Annotated in this window: 22 protein-coding genes, 1 tRNA gene and 1 pseudogene; 9 read left to right on the forward strand and 15 right to left on the reverse strand. The window is 70.1% G+C overall.

Going from position 1 to position 23888, the window contains the following annotated elements:
* Positions 1-32 precede the first annotated feature (32 nt).
* Together FHS34_RS17075 and FHS34_RS17080 are read left to right on the forward strand one after the other, a co-directional pair.
* Positions 33-1787 (forward strand): outer membrane protein assembly factor BamB family protein, encoded by a 1755-nt coding sequence (locus FHS34_RS17075; RefSeq protein WP_184966070.1) that lies wholly within the window; start codon positions 33-35, stop codon positions 1785-1787.
* Between the two features lie 174 nt (positions 1788-1961).
* A complete protein-coding gene (locus FHS34_RS17080) occupies positions 1962-2663 on the forward strand; it encodes a helix-turn-helix transcriptional regulator (RefSeq protein WP_184966072.1) in 702 nt (233 codons plus the stop codon).
* A 108-nt stretch (positions 2664-2771) separates the two neighbouring features.
* On the opposite strand, the gene FHS34_RS17085 is transcribed toward FHS34_RS17080, so the two are convergent.
* Entirely contained in the window at positions 2772-3110 is a 339-nt protein-coding gene (locus tag FHS34_RS17085; RefSeq protein ID WP_184966074.1) for a hypothetical protein, read from the reverse strand.
* 21 nt (positions 3111-3131) lie between these two features.
* On the reverse strand, positions 3132-4823 hold the full coding sequence (locus tag FHS34_RS17090) for a sodium:solute symporter family protein (RefSeq protein ID WP_184966076.1): 1692 nt from the start codon (positions 4821-4823) through the stop codon (positions 3132-3134).
* Between the two features lie 179 nt (positions 4824-5002).
* Here FHS34_RS17090 and galT point away from each other — a divergent pair, with 179 nt between their 5' ends.
* From galT to galK, 3 genes are read left to right on the forward strand one after another with little or no spacing between them, the layout of a single operon-like run.
* Positions 5003-6064 carry a galactose-1-phosphate uridylyltransferase gene (gene galT / locus FHS34_RS17095; RefSeq protein ID WP_184966078.1) on the forward strand — a complete coding sequence of 354 codons (1062 nt, stop codon included), beginning with the start codon at positions 5003-5005 and terminating at the stop codon, positions 6062-6064.
* Positions 6061-7023 carry a UDP-glucose 4-epimerase GalE gene (gene galE / locus FHS34_RS17100; RefSeq protein WP_184966080.1) on the forward strand — a complete coding sequence of 321 codons (963 nt, stop codon included), beginning with the start codon at positions 6061-6063 and terminating at the stop codon, positions 7021-7023. The genes galT and galE overlap by 4 nt, the downstream gene beginning before the upstream one ends.
* Positions 7023-8177 carry a galactokinase gene (galK, locus tag FHS34_RS17105; RefSeq protein WP_184966082.1) on the forward strand — a complete coding sequence of 385 codons (1155 nt, stop codon included), beginning with the start codon at positions 7023-7025 and terminating at the stop codon, positions 8175-8177. The genes galE and galK overlap by 1 nt, the downstream gene beginning before the upstream one ends.
* Positions 8178-8454: 277 nt before the next feature.
* Here galK and FHS34_RS44180 read toward each other — a convergent pair.
* Positions 8455-8565, reverse strand: a pseudogene (locus FHS34_RS44180) (GNAT family N-acetyltransferase); the annotation flags it as partial.
* A gap of 309 nt (positions 8566-8874) precedes the next feature.
* Between FHS34_RS44180 and FHS34_RS17110 the strand changes: the two are divergent.
* On the forward strand, positions 8875-9654 hold the full coding sequence (locus FHS34_RS17110; RefSeq protein ID WP_184966084.1) for a LuxR C-terminal-related transcriptional regulator: 780 nt from the start codon (positions 8875-8877) through the stop codon (positions 9652-9654).
* On the opposite strand, the gene tamR is transcribed toward FHS34_RS17110, so the two are convergent.
* Positions 9613-10110 carry a MarR family transcriptional regulator TamR gene (gene tamR, locus FHS34_RS17115; protein WP_184966086.1) on the reverse strand — a complete coding sequence of 166 codons (498 nt, stop codon included), beginning with the start codon at positions 10108-10110 and terminating at the stop codon, positions 9613-9615. The two genes, FHS34_RS17110 and tamR, sit on opposite strands and share 42 nt — an antisense overlap.
* A gap of 89 nt (positions 10111-10199) precedes the next feature.
* Here tamR and FHS34_RS17120 point away from each other — a divergent pair, with 89 nt between their 5' ends.
* On the forward strand, positions 10200-11012 hold the full coding sequence (locus FHS34_RS17120; RefSeq protein WP_184966088.1) for a trans-aconitate 2-methyltransferase: 813 nt from the start codon (positions 10200-10202) through the stop codon (positions 11010-11012).
* A 47-nt stretch (positions 11013-11059) separates the two neighbouring features.
* Here FHS34_RS17120 and FHS34_RS17125 read toward each other — a convergent pair whose 3' ends face one another.
* From FHS34_RS17125 to FHS34_RS17140, 4 genes are read right to left on the reverse strand one after another with little or no spacing between them, the layout of a single operon-like run.
* A complete protein-coding gene (locus FHS34_RS17125) occupies positions 11060-11368 on the reverse strand; it encodes a type II toxin-antitoxin system RelE family toxin (RefSeq protein ID WP_184966090.1) in 309 nt (102 codons plus the stop codon).
* Positions 11365-11619 (reverse strand): type II toxin-antitoxin system Phd/YefM family antitoxin, encoded by a 255-nt coding sequence (locus FHS34_RS17130; protein ID WP_184966092.1) that lies wholly within the window; start codon positions 11617-11619, stop codon positions 11365-11367. Before FHS34_RS17130 ends, FHS34_RS17125 begins: the two co-directional genes overlap by 4 nt.
* A 60-nt stretch (positions 11620-11679) precedes the next feature.
* Positions 11680-12357 carry a TetR/AcrR family transcriptional regulator gene (locus FHS34_RS17135; protein WP_184966094.1) on the reverse strand — a complete coding sequence of 226 codons (678 nt, stop codon included), beginning with the start codon at positions 12355-12357 and terminating at the stop codon, positions 11680-11682.
* Entirely contained in the window at positions 12354-13361 is a 1008-nt protein-coding gene (locus FHS34_RS17140; RefSeq protein ID WP_184966096.1) for an acyl-CoA desaturase, read from the reverse strand. The genes FHS34_RS17135 and FHS34_RS17140 overlap by 4 nt, the downstream gene beginning before the upstream one ends.
* A gap of 308 nt (positions 13362-13669) precedes the next feature.
* Here FHS34_RS17140 and ppc point away from each other — a divergent pair, with 308 nt between their 5' ends.
* Positions 13670-16402 (forward strand): phosphoenolpyruvate carboxylase, encoded by a 2733-nt coding sequence (ppc, locus tag FHS34_RS17145; RefSeq protein ID WP_184966098.1) that lies wholly within the window; start codon positions 13670-13672, stop codon positions 16400-16402.
* An 83-nt stretch (positions 16403-16485) separates the two neighbouring features.
* Here ppc and FHS34_RS17150 read toward each other — a convergent pair whose 3' ends face one another.
* The 7 genes from FHS34_RS17150 to FHS34_RS17180 all read right to left on the reverse strand — a co-directional run bounded on the left by FHS34_RS17150 (position 16486) and on the right by FHS34_RS17180 (position 22296).
* Positions 16486-16992 (reverse strand): hypothetical protein, encoded by a 507-nt coding sequence (locus FHS34_RS17150; RefSeq protein ID WP_184966100.1) that lies wholly within the window; start codon positions 16990-16992, stop codon positions 16486-16488.
* A 52-nt stretch (positions 16993-17044) separates the two neighbouring features.
* Positions 17045-17647 (reverse strand): aminoacyl-tRNA hydrolase, encoded by a 603-nt coding sequence (gene pth, locus FHS34_RS17155; protein ID WP_184966102.1) that lies wholly within the window; start codon positions 17645-17647, stop codon positions 17045-17047.
* Between the two features lie 209 nt (positions 17648-17856).
* Entirely contained in the window at positions 17857-18450 is a 594-nt protein-coding gene (locus FHS34_RS17160) for a 50S ribosomal protein L25/general stress protein Ctc (RefSeq protein ID WP_184966104.1), read from the reverse strand.
* 205 nt (positions 18451-18655) lie between these two features.
* Positions 18656-19630 carry a ribose-phosphate diphosphokinase gene (locus FHS34_RS17165; RefSeq protein WP_184966106.1) on the reverse strand — a complete coding sequence of 325 codons (975 nt, stop codon included), beginning with the start codon at positions 19628-19630 and terminating at the stop codon, positions 18656-18658.
* Positions 19631-19783: 153 nt separating this feature from the next.
* Entirely contained in the window at positions 19784-21232 is a 1449-nt protein-coding gene (gene glmU, locus FHS34_RS17170) for a bifunctional UDP-N-acetylglucosamine diphosphorylase/glucosamine-1-phosphate N-acetyltransferase GlmU (RefSeq protein WP_184966108.1), read from the reverse strand.
* A gap of 114 nt (positions 21233-21346) precedes the next feature.
* Positions 21347-21417: transfer RNA gene (locus FHS34_RS17175), tRNA-Gln, on the reverse strand.
* 6 nt (positions 21418-21423) lie between these two features.
* On the reverse strand, positions 21424-22296 hold the full coding sequence (locus FHS34_RS17180; RefSeq protein WP_184966110.1) for a helix-turn-helix domain-containing protein: 873 nt from the start codon (positions 22294-22296) through the stop codon (positions 21424-21426).
* A gap of 166 nt (positions 22297-22462) precedes the next feature.
* Between FHS34_RS17180 and FHS34_RS17185 the strand changes: the two genes are divergently transcribed.
* Complete coding sequence (locus FHS34_RS17185) at positions 22463-23779, forward strand: sensor histidine kinase (RefSeq protein WP_184966111.1); 1317 nt, start codon at positions 22463-22465, stop codon at positions 23777-23779.
* The last annotated feature ends 109 nt before the right edge of the window (positions 23780-23888 follow it).

The following is a 23888-nucleotide window of genomic DNA, read 5'->3' on the forward strand; positions in this document are numbered from 1 at the left end:
GGCCTTCCGAGCGTCACCGAGGTACCCGCGTCATGACCCAGCCGCCCCCGCCGCCACCGAACCAGCCCCCCAACCAGCCGCCGGCCCAGCCGCCGCAGCCGGGCTACGGCTACCCCCAGACCCCGCCCGCGCAGCCGCCGCAGCCCGGTTACGGCTACCCCGGCGCACAGCAGAACCCGTACGCCCAGCAGCCGCCGGCCCAGCCCCAGGCGTACCCCGCCCAGCAGGCACCCGGGTACGGGGCCCAGCCGCACAACCCCTACGCCCAGCCCACGCAGCCCGTGCAGGGCGTCCAGCCGGGGTACGGCTACCCGGGCCCAGGGCAGCCGCCGACCGTGGTGACGCCGCCCCAGCCGGGTACCGGCGGCGGGCGGAACAACACCGTGCTGTTCATCGTCGTCGCGGCGGTCGTCGCCATCGCGCTGATCATCGGCGGCGGCGTCTGGTACGCCAGGTCCTCCGGGGACGACGGCAAGGCGCACGACACCGCCTCCTCCTCCGGCGGCGGCTCGAACGGCACGGGCGGCTCCGGCGGCCCGGCCGGCGGTGGCGGCAAGGAGAAGGCACCGGACGACCCGGCCTCCAAGGTGCTCTTCCAGGTGCCGCTGCCCCAGCCGCAGGACACCGTCGTCACCTCGGGTTCGTGGCTGACGGACACGGTGTACGCCAAGAGCGGCATCGCGGAGATCGTCGGCTACGACCCGGCCAAGGGCTCCAAGCTGTGGACGATCAAGCTGCCCGGCCCCATGTGCGCGGCCAGCACCCGTGTCGACGACGCCGGCCGGACGGCGATCCTCTTCCAGCCGAAGATGCCCGCGAAGGGCTCCACCGCCGGCTGCAGCCAGGTGGGGGCGATCGACCTCACCGCAGGCAAGAAGCTGTGGTCGAAGTCGGTCAACTCCGGTGACTTCCCGATCACCTTCGAGAATGTGACGGTCGCTCAGCACACCGTCGCGGTCGGCAGCCTGGAGGGCGGTGCCGCGTTCGACATCGAGTCGGGCAAGGTGCTGTGGCAGCCGAAGACGGACGACACCTGCTTCGACGAGGGGTACGGCGGCGGCACCAAGCTCGTCGCGGTGCGCCGGTGCGGCACGTACGACAACCGGCAGCTGCACATCCAGACCATCGACCCGGCGAACGGGAAGGTGATCTCCGAGTACCAGATGCCCGACGGCGTCGAGTACGCGGCCGTCGTCTCCACCGACCCGCTGGTGGTCGGGGGCAGCAGCGACAACGTCTCGGACTACTTCTCCGTCGACGGCAAGACCGGCAAGCTGCTCGCCCGTATCCCCGCGCCCAAGGACACGTACCTGGGCCGCTGCAACGGCCTCAGCCAGATCGACGGCTGCCGGCAGGTCGTCGCCGGCAACGGCCGCCTGTACCTGGCGACCGAGCAGCACGACGGCAAGGGCGAGTACTCCCAGACCAACGAGGTCGTCGCCTTCGACCTGAAGACCGGCAAGCCGACCGGCCAGCGTGCCGAGGCGGGCGACGGCTACACGCTCAACCCGCTGCGCATGGACGGCGGCAACCTGCTCGCCTACAAGTCGCCGCCGTACAACAAGGGCGGACAGGTCGTCAGCATCGACGGCGGTTCGTTCAAGTCGACGACGCTGCTGGAGAACCCCGGCGCGCGGAGCGTGCACGAGGCGGAGACCGGCCTGCTGCCGGACTACGCGGAGCTGCTCTTCGGCGAGGGCCGCCTGTACATGTCGGCCGTCTACGCCCACAAGTCGAGCGTCTACAGCAAGGAGTACCTGGTGATGGCGTTCGGTACGGACGGCTGACCCGGCCGCCGGCCCCGTCGCCGGTGTCGCCCGAATGAGTGACTTGCCGAGAAGTGCCCCGGATTTCATCGATCCGGGGCACTTCTCATCGGGAGGGGCAGCGCGACGTCGAACAAGCGTGTAGCTTCCGGGGGCATGAAGGGCGGGGGTCCAGGGGGACTGGGGGGTTGCTCAATGGGAGTGCGGCTCATCGTCGTCGACGACCATCGCCTGCTCGCGGAGGCGCTGGCATCGGCGCTGAAGCTGCGCGGGCACCGGGTGGTCGCCGCGGCGGCGCCGGCCGTGGGTGCGGCGGACCTGGTGATCGCGCGGGCGCCTGAGGTGTGCCTGCTGGGCACCGGGGCACCGGCCGATCCGGGGGTCTTCGACCCGGTGGTGAAGATCAAGCGGGAACGCCCGCAGGTGGCGGTGGTGGTGCTGGGCCCGGTGCCGTCACCGCGCGGGATCGCGGCGGCCTTCGCGGCGGGCGCGTCGGGGTACGTGCGGCACGACGAGCGGATCGAGGGGGTCGAGCGGGCCATCATGAAGGCCCGGGCCGGGGAGGCGGCGGTGGCGCCGCAGCTGCTCCAGGGCGCGTTCGGCGAACTGCTGAACCCCGCCGCACAGCCCGATGACGAGGCCCAGCGGCTGCTGGAGATGCTGACACCGCGTGAGGTGGAGGTGCTGGTCAGGGTGGCCGACGGGGAGGACACACGGCTGATCGCGGCGGGCATGGGGATCGCCCCGAGCACGGCCCGCACGCATGTGCAGCGGGTGCTGATGAAGCTGGGGGTCGGTTCGCGCCTGGAGGCGGCGGCACTCGCCGCGCGCACGGGCCTGCTGGACCGAGCGGCCCCCCTCCACCGCCCCGACGAATCCCAACCGGACCTGCTGTAGCCCCCCCCCGCGCCCCGAAAGGGGCGCGGGGAACTGCGCGACCAGCCCCCACGCACCCGAGGCCAGAAACGCTCCTGTCGGCCCCCTGCTCGCGGCGGCGAACGGTGCTTACTGTCCCGGCTCCTCCGGCAGCCCCTCCGGCGGCAGCGGCGGCGGGGTCGGCCGCAGCTTCAGCCAGGCCAGGAAGAAGATGCCCAGGAGCAGCATGCCGATCCCGGTCCAGAGATTGATGTTGACGCCCTCGGCCTTGTCGATCGCCGCCTGGGAGTCGGTGATGCCGGTGATCGTGACGATGACGCCGTAGACCACGAACAGACCGCCGATGATGCGGCGCAGGTCGAAGATGCGGGCGGCGGTCGCCGACTTGCTCTCCAGCTCGGTGACCTCCCGCTGGAGGTCCTGCTCGGTGTAGTGCGGCCGACGGGGCTGCTCAGGATGCTCGGTCATGGTTTCCTCGGTCCTCCCGCGTCAGAACGAGAACGGGATGTAGCAGGCGGCGGCCAGGACGACCGCACCCCAGCCCAGCAGGGCCGGCTTGCGGTACCACGCGTCGTCGCCTTCGGCGGGCGGTTCGGACATGCCGGGGGAGCGGGTCCCGTAGACCAGGCCCTGCAGCTCCTGCGCCGGCTTCGGCCGGGTGAACAAGGACACCGCGACCATCACGACCGCGCCGGCGACGAATCCGGCGATGGCGGAGACGAAGTTGGCGCCCTGGTCGGAGGGGATGGAGATGATGCCCTTCTTGTAGAAGACGAAGTAGTTGATCATCGCGGTCACGGTGCCGGCGAGCAGGCCCCAGAAGCCGGACTTGGCGGACGCGCGCTTCCAGAACATGCCGACGATGAAGACGACGAACATCGGCACGTTGAAGAAGGAGAACAGCGTCTGGAGGTAGCTCATGATGTTGGAGAACGAGGACGCCAGGAACGCCGTGCCGACGGAGGCGGCGACGCCGATCGCGGTGATCAGCCGGCCGAACCGTACGTAGTACGCGTCCTCACGGCCGCGCACCACGTACTTGGCCCAGATGTCGGTGGTGAACACGGTGTTGAAGGACGACACGTTCGCCGCCATGCCCGCCATGAAGGCCGCGAGCAGACCGGTGACGGCGATGCCGAGCACGCCGTTGGGCAGCAGCTCCTGCATCAGGTAGGGGATGGCGTCGTTGTACTGGTAGCCGGAGCCGGTGGTGCCGAACTTCGGGACGATCGCGGCGGCGACCAGGCCCGGGATCATCACCAGGAAGACGATGAAGATCTTCGGGTAGGCGGCGATCAGCGGGGTCCGCTGACCCGCGGAGAGGTTCTTCGCGGACAGGGCGCGCTGCACCTCGGCGAAGTTGGTGGTCCAGTAGCCGAAGGAGAGCACGAAGCCGAGGCCGAGGACGATGGTGAGCCAGTTGGCGCCCAGCGGGTTGGCATGGCCGATCCCGGTGCCTCCCCAGGCCGTGGTGAAGTCGGCGCCGTGGGTCGCGGTGAGCTTGTCCGTCAGACCGCCCCAGCCGCCGACCTTCTTCAGGCCGAGGATGGTGATCGGGATGAGGGCGGCCAGGATCACGAAGAACTGGAGCACCTCGTTGTAGATCGCCGAGGACAGGCCGCCCAGGGTGATGTAGGCGAGCACGAAGGCGCCGGCGACGACGATGGCGACCCACTGCGGCCAGCCGAGCAGGGCCTCGACGACGATCGCGAGGGCGTAGAGGTTGACGCCCGCGATCAGGATGGCGGCGAACGCGAACAGGATCGAACTGAGCAGGTGGGCGGCCCGGTCGAAGCGCAGCAGCAGGAACTCGGGGACCGAGCGGACCTTGCTGCCGTAGTAGAAGGGCATCATCACCAGGCCCAGGAAGACCATGGCGGGGATGGCGCCGATCCAGTACCAGTGCACGGTGTAGGCCCCGTACTGGGCGCTGTTCGCGGCCATGCCCAGGATCTCGGTGGCCGCCAGGTTCGCCGAGATGAAGGCGAGGCCGGTGATCCAGGCGGGCAGCGAGCGTCCGGACAGGAAGAAGTCGAGGCTGGTCTTCACGGAGCGGCGGGCGGCGAAGCCGATGCCCAGGACGACGAGGAAGTAGATCGCCAGGATCGTGTAGTCGAGCCAGTTGGTGGGGAGCCGTAGCTCCGCCGCCAGGTGGGTGGGGCCGTATGTGGGGGTTTGCATGAAGAACTCGCTTCGTCGCGCGAACTGATCAGTGCGGAACCTACGCCTCCATGTTCAGTAATTGAACACTTCTGTTGATGTTCTTTGTTTGATTGTGATGATCCTCGGTGTTGTCGAGTTGTGGTCTGTTATGTTTGATTGTGTTGAGTCATTGGATGCGGGACGCAGAGGAGCCCGGTGTGAAGAAGTCCTCGACCCGGCTGGCCGACGGTCGTGAGCTGATCTACTACGACCTCCGGGACGACACCGTGCGGGACGCGGCCGACCGGCGCCCCCTGGACCGCACGGTCACCACCTCCGAGATCCGCCGCGACCCGCTGCTCGGCGACTGCGTCGCCGTCGCCTCGCACCGCCAGGGCCGCACCTACCACCCGCCGGCCGACGAGTGCCCGCTGTGCCCGACGCACGGCGACCGGCTGAGCGAGATCCCGGACTCCTCGTACGACGTCGTCGTCTTCGAGAACCGGTTCCCCTCCCTGGCCGGCGACTCCGGCCGCTGCGAGGTGGTCTGCTTCACCTCCGACCATGACGCCTCCTTCGCGGACCTGACCGCCGAACAGGCGCGCCTGGTGCTGGACGCGTGGACGGACCGCACCTCGGAGCTGTCGCATCTGCCCTCCGTCGAGCAGGTGTTCTGTTTCGAGAACCGGGGTGCCGAGATCGGCGTGACCCTGGGCCACCCGCACGGACAGATCTACGCCTACCCCTTCACCACCCCCCGCACCGCGCTGATGCTCCGCTCGGTCGCCGCGCACCGGAGGGCGACCGGCGGGGAGAACCTGTTCGACGCCGTCCTGCGGCGGGAGCTCGCCGGTGAGCGGGTCGTCCTTGAGGGTGAACACTGGGCGGCCTTCGTGCCCTACGCGGCGCACTGGCCGTACGAGGTCCACCTGTACCCGAAGCGCCGCGTGCCCGACCTGACGGCGCTCGTCGAGGCGGCACGCACAGAATTCCCCCAGATCTATCTGGAACTCTTGAGGCGCTTCGACCGGATCTTCGGCGAGGGTGAGCCTCCGACGCCGTACATCGCGGCCTGGCACCAGGCCCCGTTCGGCACCCTGGCGGACCTCGACGGCGTGACGCGCGACGACTTCGCGCTCCACCTCGAGCTTTTCACCATCCGCCGCACTTCCGGCAAGCTGAAGTTTCTCGCGGGTTCCGAGTCCGGCATGAACGTGTTCATCAACGACGTGCCGCCGGAGCGCGCGGCCGAGCGACTGCGAGAGGTAGCGAGTTCATGAAGTACCTGGTGACGGGTGGCGCGGGATACGTCGGCAGTGTCGTGGCCCAGCATCTGCTGGAAGCCGGCCACGAGGTCACCGTCCTCGACAACCTCTCCACCGGCTTCCGCGAGGGCGTGCCCGCCGGTGCCGCGTTCATCGAGGGCGACATCCGCGACGCCGCCAAGTGGCTCGACCCCTCCTTCGGCGGCGTGCTGCACTTCGCCGCCTTCTCGCAGGTCGGCGAGTCGGTGGTGAAGCCGGAGAAGTACTGGGACAACAACGTCGGCGGGACGATGGCCCTGCTCGCCGCGATGCGCGAGGCGGGCGTGCGCAAGCTGGTCTTCTCCTCCACCGCGGCGACCTACGGCGAGCCGGAGCAGGTCCCGATCCTGGAGAGCGCCCCGACGAAGCCCACCAGCCCCTACGGCGCCTCCAAGCTCGCCGTCGACCACATGATCACCGGCGAGGCCGTCGCCCACGGCCTGGCCGCGGTGTCGCTGCGCTACTTCAACGTGGCCGGCGCGTACGGCGCGTACGGCGAGCGCCACGACCCCGAGTCGCACCTCATCCCGCTGGTCCTCCAGGTCGCCCAGGGCCGCCGCGACGCCATCTCGGTCTACGGCGACGACTACCCGACCCCCGACGGCACCTGCGTGCGCGACTACATCCACGTCGCGGACCTGGCCGACGCCCACCTGCTGGCTCTGCGGGCCGCCACCCCGGGCGAGCACCTGATCTGCAACCTCGGCAACGGCAACGGCTTCTCCGTCCGCCAGGTCATCGAGACCGTCCGCGAGGTCACCGGCCACCCGATCCCCGAGGTGGTGGCCCCGCGCCGGGGCGGCGACCCCGCGGTCCTGGTCGCCTCCGCGGACACCGCCCGGGAGAGGCTGGGCTGGAACCCGGCCCGCGCGGATCTCGCGGGCATCGTCGCGGACGCGTGGGAGTTCACCCAGCGCATCACGAAGGAGCACTAGTGGGGGCACAGCAGGTCGCGGAGCGCTTCGCCGAGCTGTACGGGGCGCAGCCCGAAGGCGTCTGGGCGGCACCGGGCCGCGTCAACCTCATCGGTGAGCACACCGACTACAACGACGGCTTCGTCATGCCGTTCGCGCTGCCGCACCAGGTGCTCGCGGCGGTCTCCCGCCGCACGGACGGCGTCCTGCGCCTGCACTCGGCGGAGGTCGGGGGCGGGATCACGGAGCTGCGGCTGGACGGCCTCACCCCGCAGGGCGACGAGAACTGGACGGCGTACCCGGCGGGCGTGGTCTGGGCGCTGCGCGAGGCGGGCCACGCGATCACCGGCGCCGACGTCCACCTCTCCTCCACGGTCCCCACGGGTGCGGGCCTGTCCTCCTCGGCCGCGCTGGAGGTCGTGATCGCGCTGGCCATGAACGACCTGTACGGACTCGGGCTGCCGCGCTGGAAACTGGCGCGTCTGTGCCAGCGGGCCGAGAACGTCTACGTCGGCGCGCCGACCGGCATCATGGACCAGACGGCGTCGGCCTGCTGCGAGCAGGGGCACGCGCTCTTCCTGGACACCCGTGACCTGTCCCAGCGGCAGATCCCCTTCGACCTCGCGGCCGAGGGCCTGCGACTGCTGGTCGTGGACACCCAGGTCAAGCACGCCCACAGCGGCGGCGAGTACGGCAAGCGCCGGGCCGGCTGCGAGAAGGGCGCGGCCCTGCTCGGCGTCGACGCCCTGCGGGACGTCCCGTACGCGGGCCTGGACGAGGCCCTCGCCCGCCTGGGCGACGAGGAGGAGGTCGTCCGCCTGGTCCGCCATGTGGTGACGGAGGACCACCGGGTGGAACGCGTCGTCGACCTGCTCCGCTCCGGCGAGACCCGCGCGATCGGCCCGGTCCTCACCGAGGGCCACGCCTCCCTGCGCGACGACTTCCGCATCTCCTGCCCGGAGCTGGACCTGGTCGTCGAGACGGCCCTCGCCACCGGTGCGCTGGGCGCCCGGATGACCGGCGGCGGCTTCGGCGGCTCGGCGATCGTCCTGGCGGAGGCGACGGACGTCGACACCCTCACCAAGGCGGTCGAGGAGGCCTTCGCCACGTCCGGCTTCACGGCCCCCCGCGTCTTCGAAGCGACCCCGTCCCCAGGCGCCCACCGCCTCCACTGACCCCACCACACCCCGCACCCCGGCCCCGCACACGCGTGTCGCGCGCGGGGCCGGCGTCATCTGCGGACCTCACCGCACCCCGCTCGCACCACGGTCGCCCGCGGGGAACCAGGCGCGAACAGGTGATGCGCGGGCCGCCCTCTCCCGGGCCGTGCAGATGAGGGGCGCAACCCTGCCGCCGCCATGGAGAGTTGAGTCGGGCGAGCTGCTTCGTCAGGAGGAACTCGGTGATGCCCGGCGGGTGTTCGGGGATCGTGCCCACCACAGACAGGTGACGTGCAGCCAGGACCGGTGGCGCCGCCGTGTTGGTGTCCCGTAGCCGTGAGCGGAGCAGATCCCGTCGGTCCTTGTCGACTTCCGCCTCAGAACGAAACATGCGGCACACCATAAACGCGCCGGACGGCCAGTTCTGCAAATCCCCTTCCGCTGCGTGCTCGTATCCGTACTCTGTGGAACAGCACCGGTGGGGGCCGGTGCCGCTCAGGGGGCGAGACAGGCGGGTTCGGCGCCCGCGGTGGGGGTAGCAGTCTCCGCAACGGCGGCGGCCGTGCGGCGCGCATCCCCGTCCGCGGGTGTCGTACCCGCGCCGGTCGTCGTTCTCCGGACCTTTTTCCGGGTATTTCCGGACCGGCCTATCCGGAGCTTTCCGGACCTTGGGTATCCCCTGCTCCACGCGGAGCCTGGGGAAGGGGGTTTCGTGGTTCGTATCCGAGTCCTGGTCGTCGACGACCACCGCATCTTCGCCGAGTCGCTCGCCGCCGCCCTGGCCGCGGAGCCCGACGTCGACGTCTTCGCCGCCGGCAGCGGCCCGGCCGCGCTGCGCTGTCTGGAGCGCGCGGCCGGCGAGGGCCGCCGCTACGACGTCCTCCTGGTCGACGCCGACCTGGGCGGCAACCTGCCCGGCACCCGCCCGGCCGTGCCGGTGCGCGAGGGCAACGAGGAGGGCCTGGTCGACGGGATCTCCCTGGTCGCAGGCGTCCGCGCCGCCCAGCCCGCCGTACGGACCGTCGTCCTCGCCGAGAAGGACGACCCGCGCCGCGCGGCCCTCGCCCTGCAGGCCGGGGCCTCCGGCTGGGTCGCCAAGGACTGCTCGCTCTCCCGGCTGCTGACGGTGATCCGGGGAGTGCTGCGCGACGAGACGCATCTGCCGCCCGCCCTGCTCACCGGGGTGCTGAAGGAGCTGACGGCGGCCCGCCGGCACCGCACCGAGAGTGAGCGGCTGGTGGAGTCCCTCACCCCGAGGGAGCAGGAGGTGCTGCGCTGCATGGTCGCCGGACTCGGCCGCAAGGCCGTCGCCGAGCGGCTCTTCCTCTCCCCGCACACCGTCCGCACCCATATGCAGAACGTCCTCGGCAAGCTGGGCGTCCACTCCACGCTGGCCGCCGTCGCGCTGGCCCGGCGGGCCGGTGTGGGCCCGGTGGATCTCGGTGGACCCCTAACCGGGGATGTTGTCGAACGGGGCGGTCAGCTGGCGTAGCAGGCCGGCCAGTTCCCCGCGCTGGGCCCGGGACAGCTCCGCGAGGATCGCCCGCTCCTGCTCCAGCAGGCCCGCCAGCGCCTGGTCCGCGCGGTCCCGGCCCTCGTCGGTGAGCCGGACCAGCACGCCCCGCCGGTCGCTGGGGTCGGGCAGCCGCTCCACCAGCCCCTTCTTGGCCAGCCGGTCGATCCGGTTGGTCATCGTGCCCGAGGTGACCAGGGTCTGCGTCAGCAGCTGCCCGGGGGAGAGCTGGTACGGCGTGCCCGCGCGCCGCAGCGCGGTCAGCACGTCGAACTCCCAGGGCTCCAGCTGGTGCTCGGCGAAGGCGAGCCGGCGGGCGCGATCCAGGTGCCGGGCGAGACGACTCACCCGGCTCAGCACTTCCAGCGGCTCCACGTCGAGGTCCGGACGCTCCCGGCGCCACGCTGCGACCAGCCGATCGACCTCGTCCTCCATGGAGATCAGTGTAGTGGTTGTGTCGACATGAAGTCTCTTGATATCGAGTCTCTTGACATCGAGAGAAGCGGACGGGGAAAGTGGAAGACATGACGCAGCCCCAGTGGGACCCCGCCCAGTACCTCCGCCACGCCGGCCACCGGGCCCGCCCCTTCGCCGACCTCCTCGCCCGGATCCCGGCCCTGCCCGGCGACCGGCCCCGCATCGCCGACCTCGGCTGCGGCCCCGGCAACGTCACCGCCCTCCTCGCCGACCGCTGGCCCGCCGCCCGCATCACCGGCTACGACAACTCCCCCGAGATGCTCGACAAGGCCCACGTCGAGCACGAGGGACCCACGGCCGGCGGCGGCGGACTGGACTTCGCCCAGGCCGACCTGCGGACCTGGGCGCCCGAAGAGCCCTACGACCTGATCGTCTCCAACGCCACCCTCCAGTGGGTACCGGGCCACGCCGACCGGTTCGAGGGCTGGATCGCCGCACTGGAACCCGGCGGAACCTTCGCCTTCCAGGTCCCCGACAACATCGACGCCCCGATGCACGCCCTGATGCGCGAACTCGCCGGTACCCCCCGCTGGAAGTCCCGCCTCGCCGACGTCCTGCGCCGCACCGACTCCGTGCACACCCCCGGCGCCTACCTGGACCGGCTCGCCCGTCTCGGCTGCGCGGCCGACGTGTGGCAGACGACGTACCTCCACGTCCTCAAGGGCGAGGACCCGGTGCTCGACTGGGTCAAGGGCACCGGACTGCGCCCCGCCCTGACCGCCCTCGCCGACGACCCCGAAGCGCGCGACGCCTTCCTCACCGAATACCGCGACCTGCTGCGCAAGGCCTACCCCACCGCCCCGTACGGCACGCCCATGCCGTTCCGCCGCCTGTTCGCGGTGGCCGTGAAGGAGGGGTGAGGATGCCGGCGGCCGTCGATCACGTACAGCCGGCCGCCCCGCCCGCGTCAAAGGACGCGCTGCGGTCGCACGACGCCGGCGTTCTCGCCATGACGGAGATCCCCGAGCCAGGCCGTCCGGCCGAGGTGGGTGACCAAGATGCGGATGATCTCGGACTCGATGACGTACAGGACTCGGTAGTCATCGACGCGAAGACGGCGGATGTCCAAGCCGTACGGCGTCGATGCCACCGGTCGCGGATCCTGAGCCAGCTCGTCGATCGCGTCCAGGACCTTGGCGAGGCCTGCCGGGTCCTCCTCCAGGAACCGGGCTGCGGCGTTCAGGGCGTTCGGTTCGAAAATGATCTCGTAGGTCACGGCTTTTCGAGCCCCAGCCGCCTGCGCACCTCTGCCATGGGGATGCCCTCGCCCAATGTCCCCGCGGCCTTGCGCAACTGATACTCCGCGACCGCCAGCGCGTCTTCGAGATCCTCTATCACCTGGGGCGATACGAGGAGCGCGGCCACATGTCCGTGATCGGTGAGGGCGATGGTCTCGCGACTGTGTGCCGCGCGGCGGACGAGGTCACCGAGCTGGGAGCGGGCTGCGCTGATCGCGATCTGGGGCATGCCGCCAGGGTCCCCCAAGGTGCCCTAAGTGACCACTAGTGTCACCTTTTCTGGTGAGCCCTAGCTCTTCCGGTGTCCTATCAGGCGCGGCTTCTGCTCCAGGCCGTCCAGGCCGTGCCACGCCAGGTTCACCAGATGGGCCGCCACCTCCGCCTTCTTCGGGCGGCGCACGTCCAGCCACCACTGGCCGGTCAGCGCGACCATGCCGACCAGGGCCTGGGCGTACAGCGGAGCCAGCTTCGGATCGAAGCCCCGGGACTTGAACTCACGGCCCAGGATGTCCTCCACCTGCGTCGCGATGTCCGAGATCAGCGACGCGAAGGAGCCCGTGGACTGCGGGATGGGAGAGTCCCGGACCAGGATGCGGAAGCCGTCCGTGTACTCCTCGATGTAGTCGAGCAGCGCGAACGCGGCCTGCTCGCACAGCTCGCGGGGATGACCGGCGGTCAGCGACCCGGTCACCATGTCCAGCAGCCGCCGCATCTCGCGGTCCACCACCACCGCGTACAGCCCCTCCTTGCCGCCGAAGTGCTCGTACACCACCGGCTTGGACACCCCGGCCTTGGCCGCGATCTCCTCCACCGACGTGCCCTCGAAGCCCTTGGCCGCGAAGAGGGTACGACCGATCTCCAGTAGCTGCTGACGGCGCTCGGCACCGGTCATACGGGTCCTGCGGGTGCGCCGCGGTTTGTCGTTGCCGGAGGTGCTGCTGGAGTCGGTCGCCACGGCGTCAATCATGCCGTCTCGGCGGTCTCCCTCCGGCGCCGGGAGCCGCCTTCCCCGGTGTCGCGCCGCGAATCGATACGCGAGCGTGACGGCCAGCGCACGTCGTACGCCCAGCCCAGCAGCTCGAACCAGCGGATGAAACGGGCCGACGAATCGATCTGGCCGCGCATCACACCGTGCCGCGCCGAGGTCGGGTCGGCGTGGTGCAGGTTGTGCCAGGACTCACCGCAGGACAGCACCGCCAGCCACCACACGTTGCCCGAGCGGTCCCGCGACTTGAACGGCCGCTTGCCCACCGCGTGACAGATCGAGTTGATCGACCACGTCACATGGTGCAGCAACGCCACCCGCACGAGTGAACCCCAGAAGAACGCCGTGAACGCGCCCCACCAGGACATCGTCACCAGACCGCCGATCAGCGGCGGCAGCGCCAGCGACAGGACCGTCCAGAAGACGAACTGGCGGGAGATCGCCCGGATCGCCGGATCCTTGATCAGATCCGGCGCGTACTTGTCCTGCGGGGTCTGCTCCTCATCGAACATCCAGCCGATGTGCGCCCACCACAGGCCCTTCATCAGCGCCGGAACCGTCTCACCGAACCGCCACGGTGAATGCGGGTCACCCTCCGCGTCGGAGAACTTGTGGTGCTTGCGGTGATCGGCCACCCAGCGCACCAGAGGACCCTCGACCGCCAGCGAGCCCATGACCGCCAACGCGATCCGCAGGGGCCGCTTGGCCTTGAACGAACCATGGGTGAAGTACCGGTGGAAACCGATCGTGATGCCGTGGCACCCCAGGAAGTAGAAGAACACCAGCAGGCCCACGTCGAGCCAGCTCACCCCCCAGCCCCAGGCCAGCGGCACGGCCGCCACCAGCGCCAGGAACGGCACGGCGATGAAGAGCAGCAGCGTGATCTGCTCGATCGACCCCTTCTGCTCACCGCCCAGCGTGGCGGAGGGAACAGCCGAGCCGGTGGCCTTGCGGGCGTCTTCGATCACATCGGAACTTGAGGTCATGCGCGTCCCCTGTGGGGTCGAGGGTCGAGAGTCGAGTCAGATGCCGGGCACCCGGACCGCACGGGACTCGACGGTACTTCCCTACGGTTCCGTAACCTACGGCAACGTAAGTATGGCAGCGTGTCACGCGGCGGCAAGAGCCCCAGACCCGGCGCGTCCACATCGCCACCTATCCTTGAACTCGGTCGGACAGCGCGGTCCGCTGAAGTTTCCTTCCCGGACGCTCCGGCCCGTATGCGGCGCCCGCCGCGCGGCAGCCGGCCGGGTTCCCCTCCAGACGAGCTTCAACACTGCAAGGAGCCGCACCTGTGAGCAGTGCCGACGACCAGACCACCACGACCAGCACCGAGCTGCGCGCCGACATCCGCCGGCTGGGTGATCTCCTGGGGGAGACCCTCGTCCGCCAGGAGGGCCCCGAGCTCCTCGAACTGGTCGAGAAGGTCCGCCGCCTCACCCGCGAGGACGGCGACGCCGCCGCCGAGCTGCTGCGCGGCACCGAACTGGAGACCGCGGCCAAGCTGGTCCGCGCCTTCTCCACCTACTTCCACCTCGCCAACATCACCGAGCAGGTGCACCGCGGCCGCGAGCTGCGCGCCCGGCGCGCCGCCGAGGGCGGTCTCCTCGCCCGCACCGCCGACCGGCTCAAGGACGCCGACCCCGAACACCTGAAGCAGACCGTTCAGCACCTGAACGTCCGCCCTGTGTTCACCGCCCACCCCACCGAGGCCGCACGCCGCTCGGTCCTCAACAAGCTCCGGCGCATCGCCGCGCTCCTGGACACCCCCGTCCTCGACTCCGACCGCCGCCGCCACGACATCCGCCTCGCCGAGAACATCGACCTCGTCTGGCAGACCGACGAACTGCGCGTCGTACGCCCCGAGCCCGCCGACGAGGCCCGCAACGCCATCTACTACCTCGACGAACTCCACGCCGACGCCGTCGGCGACGTCCTGGAGGACCTCACCGCGGAACTGGAGCGCGTCGGCGTCAAGCTCCCCGACGACACCCGCCCCCTCACCTTCGGCACCTGGATCGGCGGCGACCGCGACGGCAACCCCAACGTCACCCCCCAGGTCACCTGGGACGTCCTCATCCTCCAGCACGAACACGGCATCAACGACGCCCTGGAGATGATCGACGAGCTGCGCGGCCTGCTCTCCAACTCCATCCGCTACGCCGGAGCAACCGAAGAGCTGCTGGAGTCCCTCAAGGCCGACCTGGAGCTGCTCCCCGAGATCAGCCCCCGCTACAAGCGCCTCAACGCCGAGGAGCCCTACCGGCTCAAGGCCACCTGCGTCCGGCAGAAGCTGGAGAACACCAAGCAGCGCCTGGCCACCGGCACCCCGCACGAGGCGGGCCGCGACTACCTCGGCACCGGCGAACTGCTGAAGGACCTGCGGATCATCCAGGTGTCCCTGCGCGAACACCGCGGCGCCCTCCTCGCCGACGGCCGCCTCGCCCGCACCATCCGCACCCTCGCCGCCTTCGGCCTCCAGCTCGCCACCATGGACGTCCGCGAACACGCCGACGCCCACCACCACGCCCTCGGCCAGCTCTTCGACCGCCTCGGCGAGGAGTCCTGGCGCTACGCCGACATGCCCCGCGAGTACCGCGCCAAGCTCCTCGCCAAGGAACTGCGGTCCCGCAGGCCCCTCGCCCCCACCCCGGCACCCGTCGACGCCGCCGGACAGAAGACCCTCGGCGTCTTCGAGACCGTCAAGAAGGCCCTGGCGGTCTTCGGCCCCGAGGTCATCGAGTCCTACATCATCTCCATGTGCCAGGGCGCCGACGACGTCTTCGCCGCCACCGTCCTCGCCCGCGAGGCCGGCCTGGTCGACCTGCACGCCGGCTGGGCCAAGATCGGCATCGTCCCCCTCCTGGAGACCACCGACGAGCTCAAGGCCGCCGACACCATCCTGGAGGACATGCTCTCCGACCCGTCCTACCGGCGCCTGGTCGCGCTGCGCGGCGACGTCCAGGAGGTCATGCTCGGCTACTCGGACTCCTCCAAGTTCGGCGGCATCACCACCAGCCAGTGGGAGATCCACCGCGCCCAGCGCCGGCTGCGCGACGTCGCCCACCGCTACGGCGTACGCCTGCGCCTCTTCCACGGCCGCGGCGGCACCGTCGGCCGCGGCGGCGGCCCCTCCCACGACGCCATCCTCGCCCAGCCCTGGGGCACCCTGGAGGGCGAGATCAAGGTCACCGAGCAGGGCGAGGTCATCTCCGACAAGTACCTCATCCCCTCCCTCGCCCGGGAGAACCTGGAACTGACCGTCGCGGCCACGCTGCAGGCCTCCGCCCTGCACACCGCCCCCCGCCAGTCCGACGAGGCCCTCGCCCGCTGGGACGCCGCCATGGACGTCGTCTCCGACGCCGCCCACGCCGCCTACCGCCGGCTCGTCGAGGACCCCGACCTGCCGACGTACTTCCTCGCCTCCACGCCGGTCGACCAGCTCGCCGAGCTGCACCTGGGCTCACGGCCCTCCCGCCGCCCCGGCTCGGGCGTCTCGCTCGACGGCCTGCGCGCCATCCCGTGGGTGTTCGGCTGGACCCAGTCCCGGCAGATCGTGCCCGGCTGGTTCGGCGTGGGCTCGGGCCTCAAGGCGCTGCGCGAGACCGGTCTGGACACCGTGCTCGGCGAGATGCACGAACAGTGGCACTTCTTCCGGAACTTCATCTCCAACGTCGAGATGACCCTCGCGAAGACCGATCTGCGCATCGCCCAGCACTACGTCGACACCCTCGTCCCCGACGAGCTCAAGCACGTCTTCGACACCATCAAGACCGAACACGAGCTGACGGTCCGCGAGGTCCTCAAGATCACCGGCGAGACCGAACTCCTCGACGCCCAGCCCGACCTCAAGCAGACCTTCACCATCCGCGACGCCTACCTGGACCCGATCTCCTACCTCCAGGTCACCCTGCTCAAGCGGCAGCGCGACGCCGCCGCCGCGAGCGCGACCCCCGACCCGCTGCTCTCCCGCGCCCTGCTCCTCACCGTCAACGGCGTGGCGGCCGGTCTGCGCAACACCGGCTGACCTCCAGGAACGAGGGTGCCCCCGGGGTCGTACGACCCCGGGGGCACCCTCGTCTGTTCACGGCTACCGCGACACCGGCCCGCTCACTGCAGCACCACGAACGTCGCCGTCAGCAGCCCCGCCCCGGCAAGCCCCAGCACCCACGCCGCCCGGACCAGCCGCATCCCGCCCGCGACCACCACCGAGGCCAGCAGCAGCGCGCCGCCCAGCGGCACCCAGGCGAACAGGATCCCCGCCGGACCCGACCGCACCGCGTCCCCGCCGCCGGGCTTCAGGACCACGTCGTACGTCGTCCCCGCACGCACCGCCACGGAATTCTCGATCTCCACCCGCGCGCGGGCCCGCGCCCCCGCCGACGTCGGCGTGAACGGGCCGTCGCACACGTCCCCCGCACACTCCGTCACCCGGACCGTGCCCCGCTCACGCCCCTTGGTCAGCATCACGTGCTGTGCGGTCCCCCAGGAACCCCACACCCCGGCGAACACGATCAGGGCGGCGACCGCACCCATCGCCGCGACCCGTCCGAACCGCAGCGCGGACACGGACGCCTGACGGGCGGTACTGGCTGTGGCTGGCATGGCCGGGATCATTGGCCATACCCCTACGGCCGGTCAACTCCGGCGGGCGTCCTGGGCGGACAAGTCAGGAGTTGTACGCGCTCTGCGCCCGCTCCAGCCCCTCGATCACCAGAGCCTCCACCGCGTCCGCCGCACGGTCCACGAAGTAGTCCAGTTCCTTGCGCTCGGTGGAGGAGAAGTCCTTCAGCACGAAGTCCGCCACCTGCATCCGGCCCGGCGGCCGGCCGATCCCGAACCGCACCCGGTGGTAATCCGGCCCCATCGCCTTCGTCATCGACTTCAGACCGTTGTGCCCGTTGTCACCGCCGCCCAGCTTCAGCCGCAGCGTGCCGTAGTCGATGTCCAGCTCGTCATGGACCGCCACGACATTCGCCGGCGGCACCTTGTAGAAGTCCTTCAGCGCGTTCACCGGACCGCCGGACAGGTTCATGTACGACATCGGCTTCGCCAGGATCACCCGGCGGTTCGCCGGCCCGACGGGACCGATCCGCCCCTCCAGCACCTGCGCCTGCGCCTTGCCCGCCCGCTTGAACTTCCCCCCGATCCGCTCCGCGAGCAGGTCCGCCACCATGAAGCCGACATTGTGCCGGTTCATGGCGTACTCCGGCCCGGGATTACCGAGCCCGACGATGAGCCAGGGGCCGCTGGCGGGGGTGGTCACGTCCATGTCTCCTCATGCAAGGCAACAGCCGCTGCTCCCCCAAGGGAAGCAGCGGCTGAAGCTGTATGGCTACCGCTGTGGGCAATCGATCCGCACGGCGATGGGAGTCCCCCCGCTCGGGCGAAGCCGAGAGGGGGGAGGGGTGGGCACAGCCCGCAGTGCCGGGCGCCTCGAAGACAGGCTCACGACAGCTGTGGCCGAGCCGCCGGCCAGGCTCAGGCCTCGGCGGCCTCTTCGCCCTCGGTCTCCTCGCCCGCGGTCTCCTCGGCCTGCGCCTGCAGCACCTGCAGCACCACCGCGTCCGCGTCCACGGCCAGGGAGACGCCCTTCGGCAGGGTGATGTCCTTGGCGTGGACGGAGGCACCGGCCGCCAGGCCCTCGACGGACACCGTCACGGCCTCGGGGATGTGCGTGGCCTCGGCCTCGACCGGCAGCGCGGCCAGGACGTGCTCCAGCAGGTTGCCACCCGGGGCCAGCTCGCCCTCGGCGTGCACCGGAATCTCGACCGTGACCTTCTCGCCACGCTTGACCAGCAGCAGGTCGACGTGCTCCAGGAAGCCCTTCAGCGGGTCACGCTGCACGGCCTTCGGGATCGCCAGCTCGTTGGCCTTGCCGTCGATGTCCAGGGAGATCAGGACGTTCGGCGTACGCAGCGCCAGCAGCAGCTCGTGGCCCGGGAGGGTCAGGTGCAGCGGGTCGGAACCGTGGCCGTACAGAACGACGGGCACCTTGTTCTCACGGCGGATACGACGGGCGGCACCCTTGCCGAACTCGGTGCGCGTCTCGGCGGCGAGCTTCACCTCGGACATATTGATCACTCCTCGCAGAACTGGGAACGGACGTGGTCACCCGGCCACGAACGGCCTGCTACGAAGAGCGCGTCGATAACGGATCACCACGGTCGCGCAAACGACCACGGCCTCCCTCGCCGAGCAACTGCAGCAGTCTACTCGGCAGGGGAGGCCGCACCCAAAAGGATCTTCAGTTAGCCCGCGAGAAGGGCCCGCAGAAACCTCACTGCTCGTCGAAGAGGCTGGTCACCGAGCCATCCTCGAACACCTCACGCACCGCGCTCGCGATCGTCGGAGCGATCGACAGCACCGTGATCTTGTCCAGCTCCAGCTCGCTCGGCGTCGGCAGCGTGTTCGTGAACACGAACTCACTCACCTTCGAGTTCTTCAGCCGGTCCGCCGCCGGACCCGACAGCACACCGTGCGTCGCCGTCACGATGACATCCTCCGCACCGTGCGCGAACAGGGCGTCCGCCGCCGCGCAGATCGTGCCACCGGTGTCGATCATGTCGTCCACCAGCACACAGATCCGGCCCTTCACATCACCGACGACCTCGTGCACCGTCACCTGGTTCGCGACGTCCTTGTCACGCCGCTTGTGCACGATCGCCAGCGGCGCACCGAGCCGGTCGCACCACCGGTCCGCCACCCGCACCCGGCCCGCGTCCGGCGACACCACCGTCAGCTTCGACCGGTCCACCTTCGCCCCCACGTAGTCCGCCAGAAGCGGCAGCGCGAACAGGTGGTCCACCGGACCGTCGAAGAAGCCCTGAATCTGATCCGTGTGCAGATCCACGGTCAGAATCCGGTCAGCCCCCGCCGTCTTCATCAGATCCGCGATCAGACGCGCCGAAATCGGTTCACGACCCCGGTGCTTCTTGTCCTGCCGCGCGTAACCGTAGAACGGCACGATCACCGTGATGGAACGAGCCGACGCACGCTTCAGCGCGTCGATCATGATCAGCTGCTCCATGATCCACTTGTTGATCGGAGCCGTGTGGCTCTGGATCAGGAAGCAGTCCGCACCACGAGCCGACTCCTGGTAACGGACATAGATCTCACCGTTCGCGAAGTCGAAGGCCTTCGTCGGGACGACCCCGACACCCAGCTGCTGGGCGACCTCCTCGGCAAGCTCGGGGTGGGCGCGGCCGGAGAAGAACATCATCTTCTTCTCGCCGGTCGTCTTGATCCCGGTCACAGCACTGTCTCCTCAGAGGTTGTCTCAGCCAGCCGGCTGCTCGGCGACCTCTCGGCTGGGCATGAGAGGCCGTATCAGCTGGTAAGGGTGCGGGTGCACGCGTGCGGATGTGCACTTATCACGGTACGCCGTGTTTGACGCACCCGTTCCCGCTCAGTCCTCGCCCTCACCCTGCCGGGACGCCGCCTCGGCAGCCTTCGCCGCCGCACTCCCCGGACGCTTCCGGGCCACCCAGCCCTCGATATTCCGCTGCTGACCGCGGGCCACGGCCAGCGAACCGGGCGGCACATCCTTCGTGATCACGGACCCCGCCGCGGTGTAGGCACCGTCCCCCACCGTGACAGGAGCCACAAACATGTTGTCCGAACCGGTCCGGCAGTGCGACCCCACCGTCGTGTGGTGCTTGTCCTGACCGTCGTAGTTCACGAACACACTCGCCGCGCCGATGTTCGTGTACTCACCGATCGTCGCGTCCCCCACGTACGACAGATGAGGAATCTTCGTGCCCTCCCCGATGGAGGCGTTCTTCGTCTCCACATACGTGCCGATCTTGCCCTTCGCGCCCAGCCGGGTCCCCGGACGCAGGTACGCGAACGGCCCCACACCCGCCCCCGCGCCCACCACGGCACCGTCGGACACCGTGTTGTCCACCCGCGCCCCCGCACCCACCCGGGTGTCCTTCAGCCGGCTGTTCGGGCCCACCTCCGCGCCCTCACCGAGCTGCGTCGACCCGAGGAGCAGCGTGTTCGGCTGCACGATGACGTCCCGCTCGAAGGTCACGGTCACATCCACCCAGGTCGACGCCGGGTCCACGACCGTCACGCCGTCCAGCATCGCCCGCGTCAGCAGCCGGTCGTTCAGGGTGCGCCGGGCCTCGGCGAGCTGCACCCGGTTGTTGATCCCGGCGATCTCCCGGTGGTCGCCGGCCACCGAGGCCCCCACCCGGTGCCCGGCCTCCCGCAGGATCCCCAGCACGTCCGTGAGGTACTCCTCACCCTGGCTGTTGTCCGTCCGCACCTTCTTCAGCGCGTCCGCCAGCAGCTGCCCGTCGAAGGCGAACACACCACTGTTGATCTCACGGATCGAGCGCTGGGCGTCGGTCGCGTCCTTGTGCTCCACGATCGCCGTGACGGCGCCCGTGGCGTCGTCCCGCACGATCCGGCCGTAACCGGTCGCGTCCGGCACCTCGGCGGTGAGCACGGTCACCGCGTTGCCGTCGGCGTGGTGCGTCCCGGCGAGCCGCGCGAGGGTGTCGGCGGTCAGCAGGGGCGTGTCGCCGCACACCACGACCACGGTCCCGTCCACGGCCCCGCCCAGCTCCTCCAGGCCCATCCGCACGGCGTGCCCGGTCCCGTTCTGCTGAGCCTGTACGGCCGTCCGTACGCCGGGGTCGATCTCGGCCAGGTGGGCGGTGACCTGCTCACGGGCGTGGCCCACGACGACGACCAGGTTCGCGGGGTCCAACTCACGGGCGGCGGCCAGTACATGGCCGACCAGGGAACGGCCGCAGATGTCGTGCAGGACCTTGGGTGTGGCCGACTTCATACGGGTGCCCTCACCCGCTGCGAGAACGACGACGGCGGCCGGGCGGATGGCGCTCACGGGGTTGCCCTTCGGCTTCGGTGTGTGGGGGTGACAGCCGCAGGATACCGGGGCGGGGTTTGGGGGGTACGAGTGCGGGCCCTGACGCTCCAGTCAGGGCCCGCACGGGTGGGGCTCCCGGGGGAGGACTCGAACCCCCATAAGTGACACCAAAAGACACCGTCTTGCCCTTAGACGACCCGGGATAGCCCTTATGTCCGGTTCGATAGATCGCCCGGAAGGACAGCACCTACTATGCCGTACCAAGTGCCCTCGATGCGACGGTACAGATCGGTGCTCCGGAGAACGCTGACCACCAGGCAGCCCCGGTAGGCGGCGCCGACGTTCTTGCGAACGGTCTTGGGGTTGTGCTTCTTCAGGGTGGTCTTGCTGAGGGAGGTGCGATCGATGCCAACCAGGTCGGACCAGTACTGTTCCGCCTCTTCCACCTCGGCCGACTCGTGGATCATCACGCGAAAGCGCAGGCGGCCGCGCTCTACTTCCAGCAGGTCGAGCCATGCCAGGAATACCGAGTTCATCCCTGGATCGCTGTTGACGAAGAGCACGAGTTCGCGTCGGTCGTACGGCTTGTCCTTGCCGCCCTCGGCCCAGTAGAGGCCAACGCCGACGAGGAACAGTTCACGGTCGGAGAGCTTGCCGACTGCTTCTGCGGCCTGCCGTTTGATCGATGCGCGTTCGCGATCCTGGGTCGCCCGCTTGTGCGCCAGTCCTTCGTTCATGAGGGCTCGCTGCTCCTCGGGTGTGTAGCGCGGCTCTGGCTTCGGCAGGTCTCGCACCCACAGTGAGATGGAACTCTTGGAGCACCCCAGCTCTGCCTGGATGCGGTCGTAGGTCCAGCCCTGGAGGCGGAGTTCCCGGGCGCGGGCCCGCAGGTCGTCCTTGGCCCGCGGGCGCTTGGTCCATTCCGGTGGCGGTTCTCCCTTCACGAGCCGGTTGAGGATGTCGTTGTTGAAGATCTTCAGCTCGTCCCGGATCTGCCGGAGGCTGTGGCCGGCGCGGCGCAGGGCGACCGCCTGTTCCCGCAGGGCCTCGAAGTCGGCGTATGTGCCGATTGAATGTGCCATGCGCATACCGTCCGGCCGGAATGGCCGCTTCCGGTGTCGAACGGGGGAGGTTCACCAGTTCGAGGGATACCGGGTGGTTTCGAGGTCGATCGATTACGGAGTGTCGTGTGTGGAGGTAGGTGAAACTCACCGGAAAAGCCTCACCCCTCGCCCGTAGGCTGGAGACATGACCACGACGGGGGAAGAGCATGCCAGGGCCCTGACCGGCCCTTGGTGGTGGGCAAGGTGGCGCAGCGCGCTGCTCGACGGGAGTCTCGCGGCACTGTCCGCCATGGAGTGTGCCGCCGAGGGGGTGCCGTTCGCCCGGGATGCCGGAATCCCCGCGTCCGTGGGGATCGTGTTCGGGTTGATCGCCGGCTCGGTGCTGCTGGTGCGGCGGAAGTGGCCGCTCGCCGTGGTGCTGGTGTCGATCGCGATCACGCCCGCCGAGATGGGCTTCCTGATGGGTGTCGTCGGCCTGTACACCCTGGCCGCCTGTGAGCTGCCGCGGCGGGTCATCGGCTCGCTGGCGAGCATGTCGCTGCTGGGCACGGCGATCGTGACGTTCGTGCGGGTGCGGCAGGACATGGCGCGCGGGGATCTGACGCTGGGTGACTGGTTCGTGCCGTTCGCGGCGGCCGCGACGGCGTTGGGGCTGACGGCCCCGCCGGTGCTGCTGGGGTTGTACGTGGGGGCGCGGCGGCGGCTGATGGAGAGTCTGCGGGAGCGGGCGGATTCGCTGGAGCGGGAGCTTCAGCTGCTCGCGGAGCGGGCGGAGGAGCGTGCGGAGTGGGCGCGTAACGAGGAGCGGACGCGGATCGCCCGGGAGATGCACGACGTGGTCGCGCATCGGGTGAGTCTGATGGTGGTGCACGCGGCGGCGTTGCAGGCGGTCGCGCGGAAGGATCCGGAGAAGGCGGTGCGGAACGCCGCGCTCGTGGGGGACATGGGGCGGCAGGCGTTGACCGAGCTGCGGGAGATGCTCGGTGTGCTGCGGGCGGGGGAGGGTGTGGAGCGGCGGGCCGCGGCGGTGCCGTTGGCGGCGGTCGGCGAGGCGGCCGCGGAGGCGGCGTCCAGGGCGGCGGCCGCGGAGGCGGGGGCGGCGGAGGGGCCGTGTCTGTCGGAGCTGGAGGAGCTGGTCGGGCAGTCGGCTGCCGCGGGGATGGTGGTGGACCTGTCGGTCGAGGGGGAGGTGCGGTCGTATGCGGCGGAGATCGAGCAGACGGCGTACCGGGTGGTGCAGGAGGCGTTGACGAACGTCCACAAGCATGCGGCGGGTGCGAAGACGCGGGTGCGGTTGGCGCATCGGGTGTCCGAGATCGCGATGCAGGTGGAGAACGGTCCGCCGCCGGAGCTCGCGTCGGCGTCGGCGGCGGGTCTGCCGTCGGGTGGGAACGGCCTGGTGGGGATGCGGGAGCGGGTTGTGGCGCTGGGTGGTGTGTTCGTGTCGGGGCCGACGGATGCGGGCGGGTTCCGGGTGTCGGCGGTGATTCCGGCGGTGTAGGGCGGCCTGCCGGGGTCGTTCGGCGGGGGGTGCCGGGAGTTTTCGCCGTGAGGTGGTCCGGCAGGTGCTTTCTCCGTGTCGGGCCGTTCCCCGGTGCCGGAGGGGGGCG

It is taken from the genome of Streptomyces echinatus (genome assembly GCF_014203595.1).
Taxonomy (GTDB): domain Bacteria; phylum Actinomycetota; class Actinomycetes; order Streptomycetales; family Streptomycetaceae; genus Streptomyces; species Streptomyces echinatus.

Bases quoted from the DNA above. Each gene is read 5' to 3' on its own strand.
- FHS34_RS17075 (WP_184966070.1), top strand. From the start codon at position 33: ATGACCCAGCCGCCCCCGCCGCCACCGAACCAGCCCCCCAACCAGCCG.
- FHS34_RS17085 (WP_184966074.1), bottom strand. From the start codon at position 3,110: ATGACCGAGCATCCTGAGCAGCCCCGTCGGCCGCACTACACCGAGCAG.
- FHS34_RS17180 (WP_184966110.1), bottom strand. From the start codon at position 22,296: ATGGCACATTCAATCGGCACATACGCCGACTTCGAGGCCCTGCGGGAA.
- galE (WP_184966080.1), top strand. From the start codon at position 6,061: ATGAAGTACCTGGTGACGGGTGGCGCGGGATACGTCGGCAGTGTCGTG.
- FHS34_RS17135 (WP_184966094.1), bottom strand. From the start codon at position 12,357: ATGATTGACGCCGTGGCGACCGACTCCAGCAGCACCTCCGGCAACGAC.
- FHS34_RS17120 (WP_184966088.1), top strand. From the start codon at position 10,200: ATGACGCAGCCCCAGTGGGACCCCGCCCAGTACCTCCGCCACGCCGGC.
- FHS34_RS17090 (WP_184966076.1), bottom strand. From the start codon at position 4,823: ATGCAAACCCCCACATACGGCCCCACCCACCTGGCGGCGGAGCTACGG.
- FHS34_RS17130 (WP_184966092.1), bottom strand. From the start codon at position 11,619: ATGCCCCAGATCGCGATCAGCGCAGCCCGCTCCCAGCTCGGTGACCTC.
- FHS34_RS17150 (WP_184966100.1), bottom strand. From the start codon at position 16,992: ATGATCCCGGCCATGCCAGCCACAGCCAGTACCGCCCGTCAGGCGTCC.
- pth (WP_184966102.1), bottom strand. From the start codon at position 17,647: ATGGACGTGACCACCCCCGCCAGCGGCCCCTGGCTCATCGTCGGGCTC.
- FHS34_RS17080 (WP_184966072.1), top strand. From the start codon at position 1,962: ATGGGAGTGCGGCTCATCGTCGTCGACGACCATCGCCTGCTCGCGGAG.
- FHS34_RS17140 (WP_184966096.1), bottom strand. From the start codon at position 13,361: ATGACCTCAAGTTCCGATGTGATCGAAGACGCCCGCAAGGCCACCGGC.
- FHS34_RS17160 (WP_184966104.1), bottom strand. From the start codon at position 18,450: ATGTCCGAGGTGAAGCTCGCCGCCGAGACGCGCACCGAGTTCGGCAAG.
- FHS34_RS17185 (WP_184966111.1), top strand. From the start codon at position 22,463: ATGACCACGACGGGGGAAGAGCATGCCAGGGCCCTGACCGGCCCTTGG.
- tamR (WP_184966086.1), bottom strand. From the start codon at position 10,110: ATGGAGGACGAGGTCGATCGGCTGGTCGCAGCGTGGCGCCGGGAGCGT.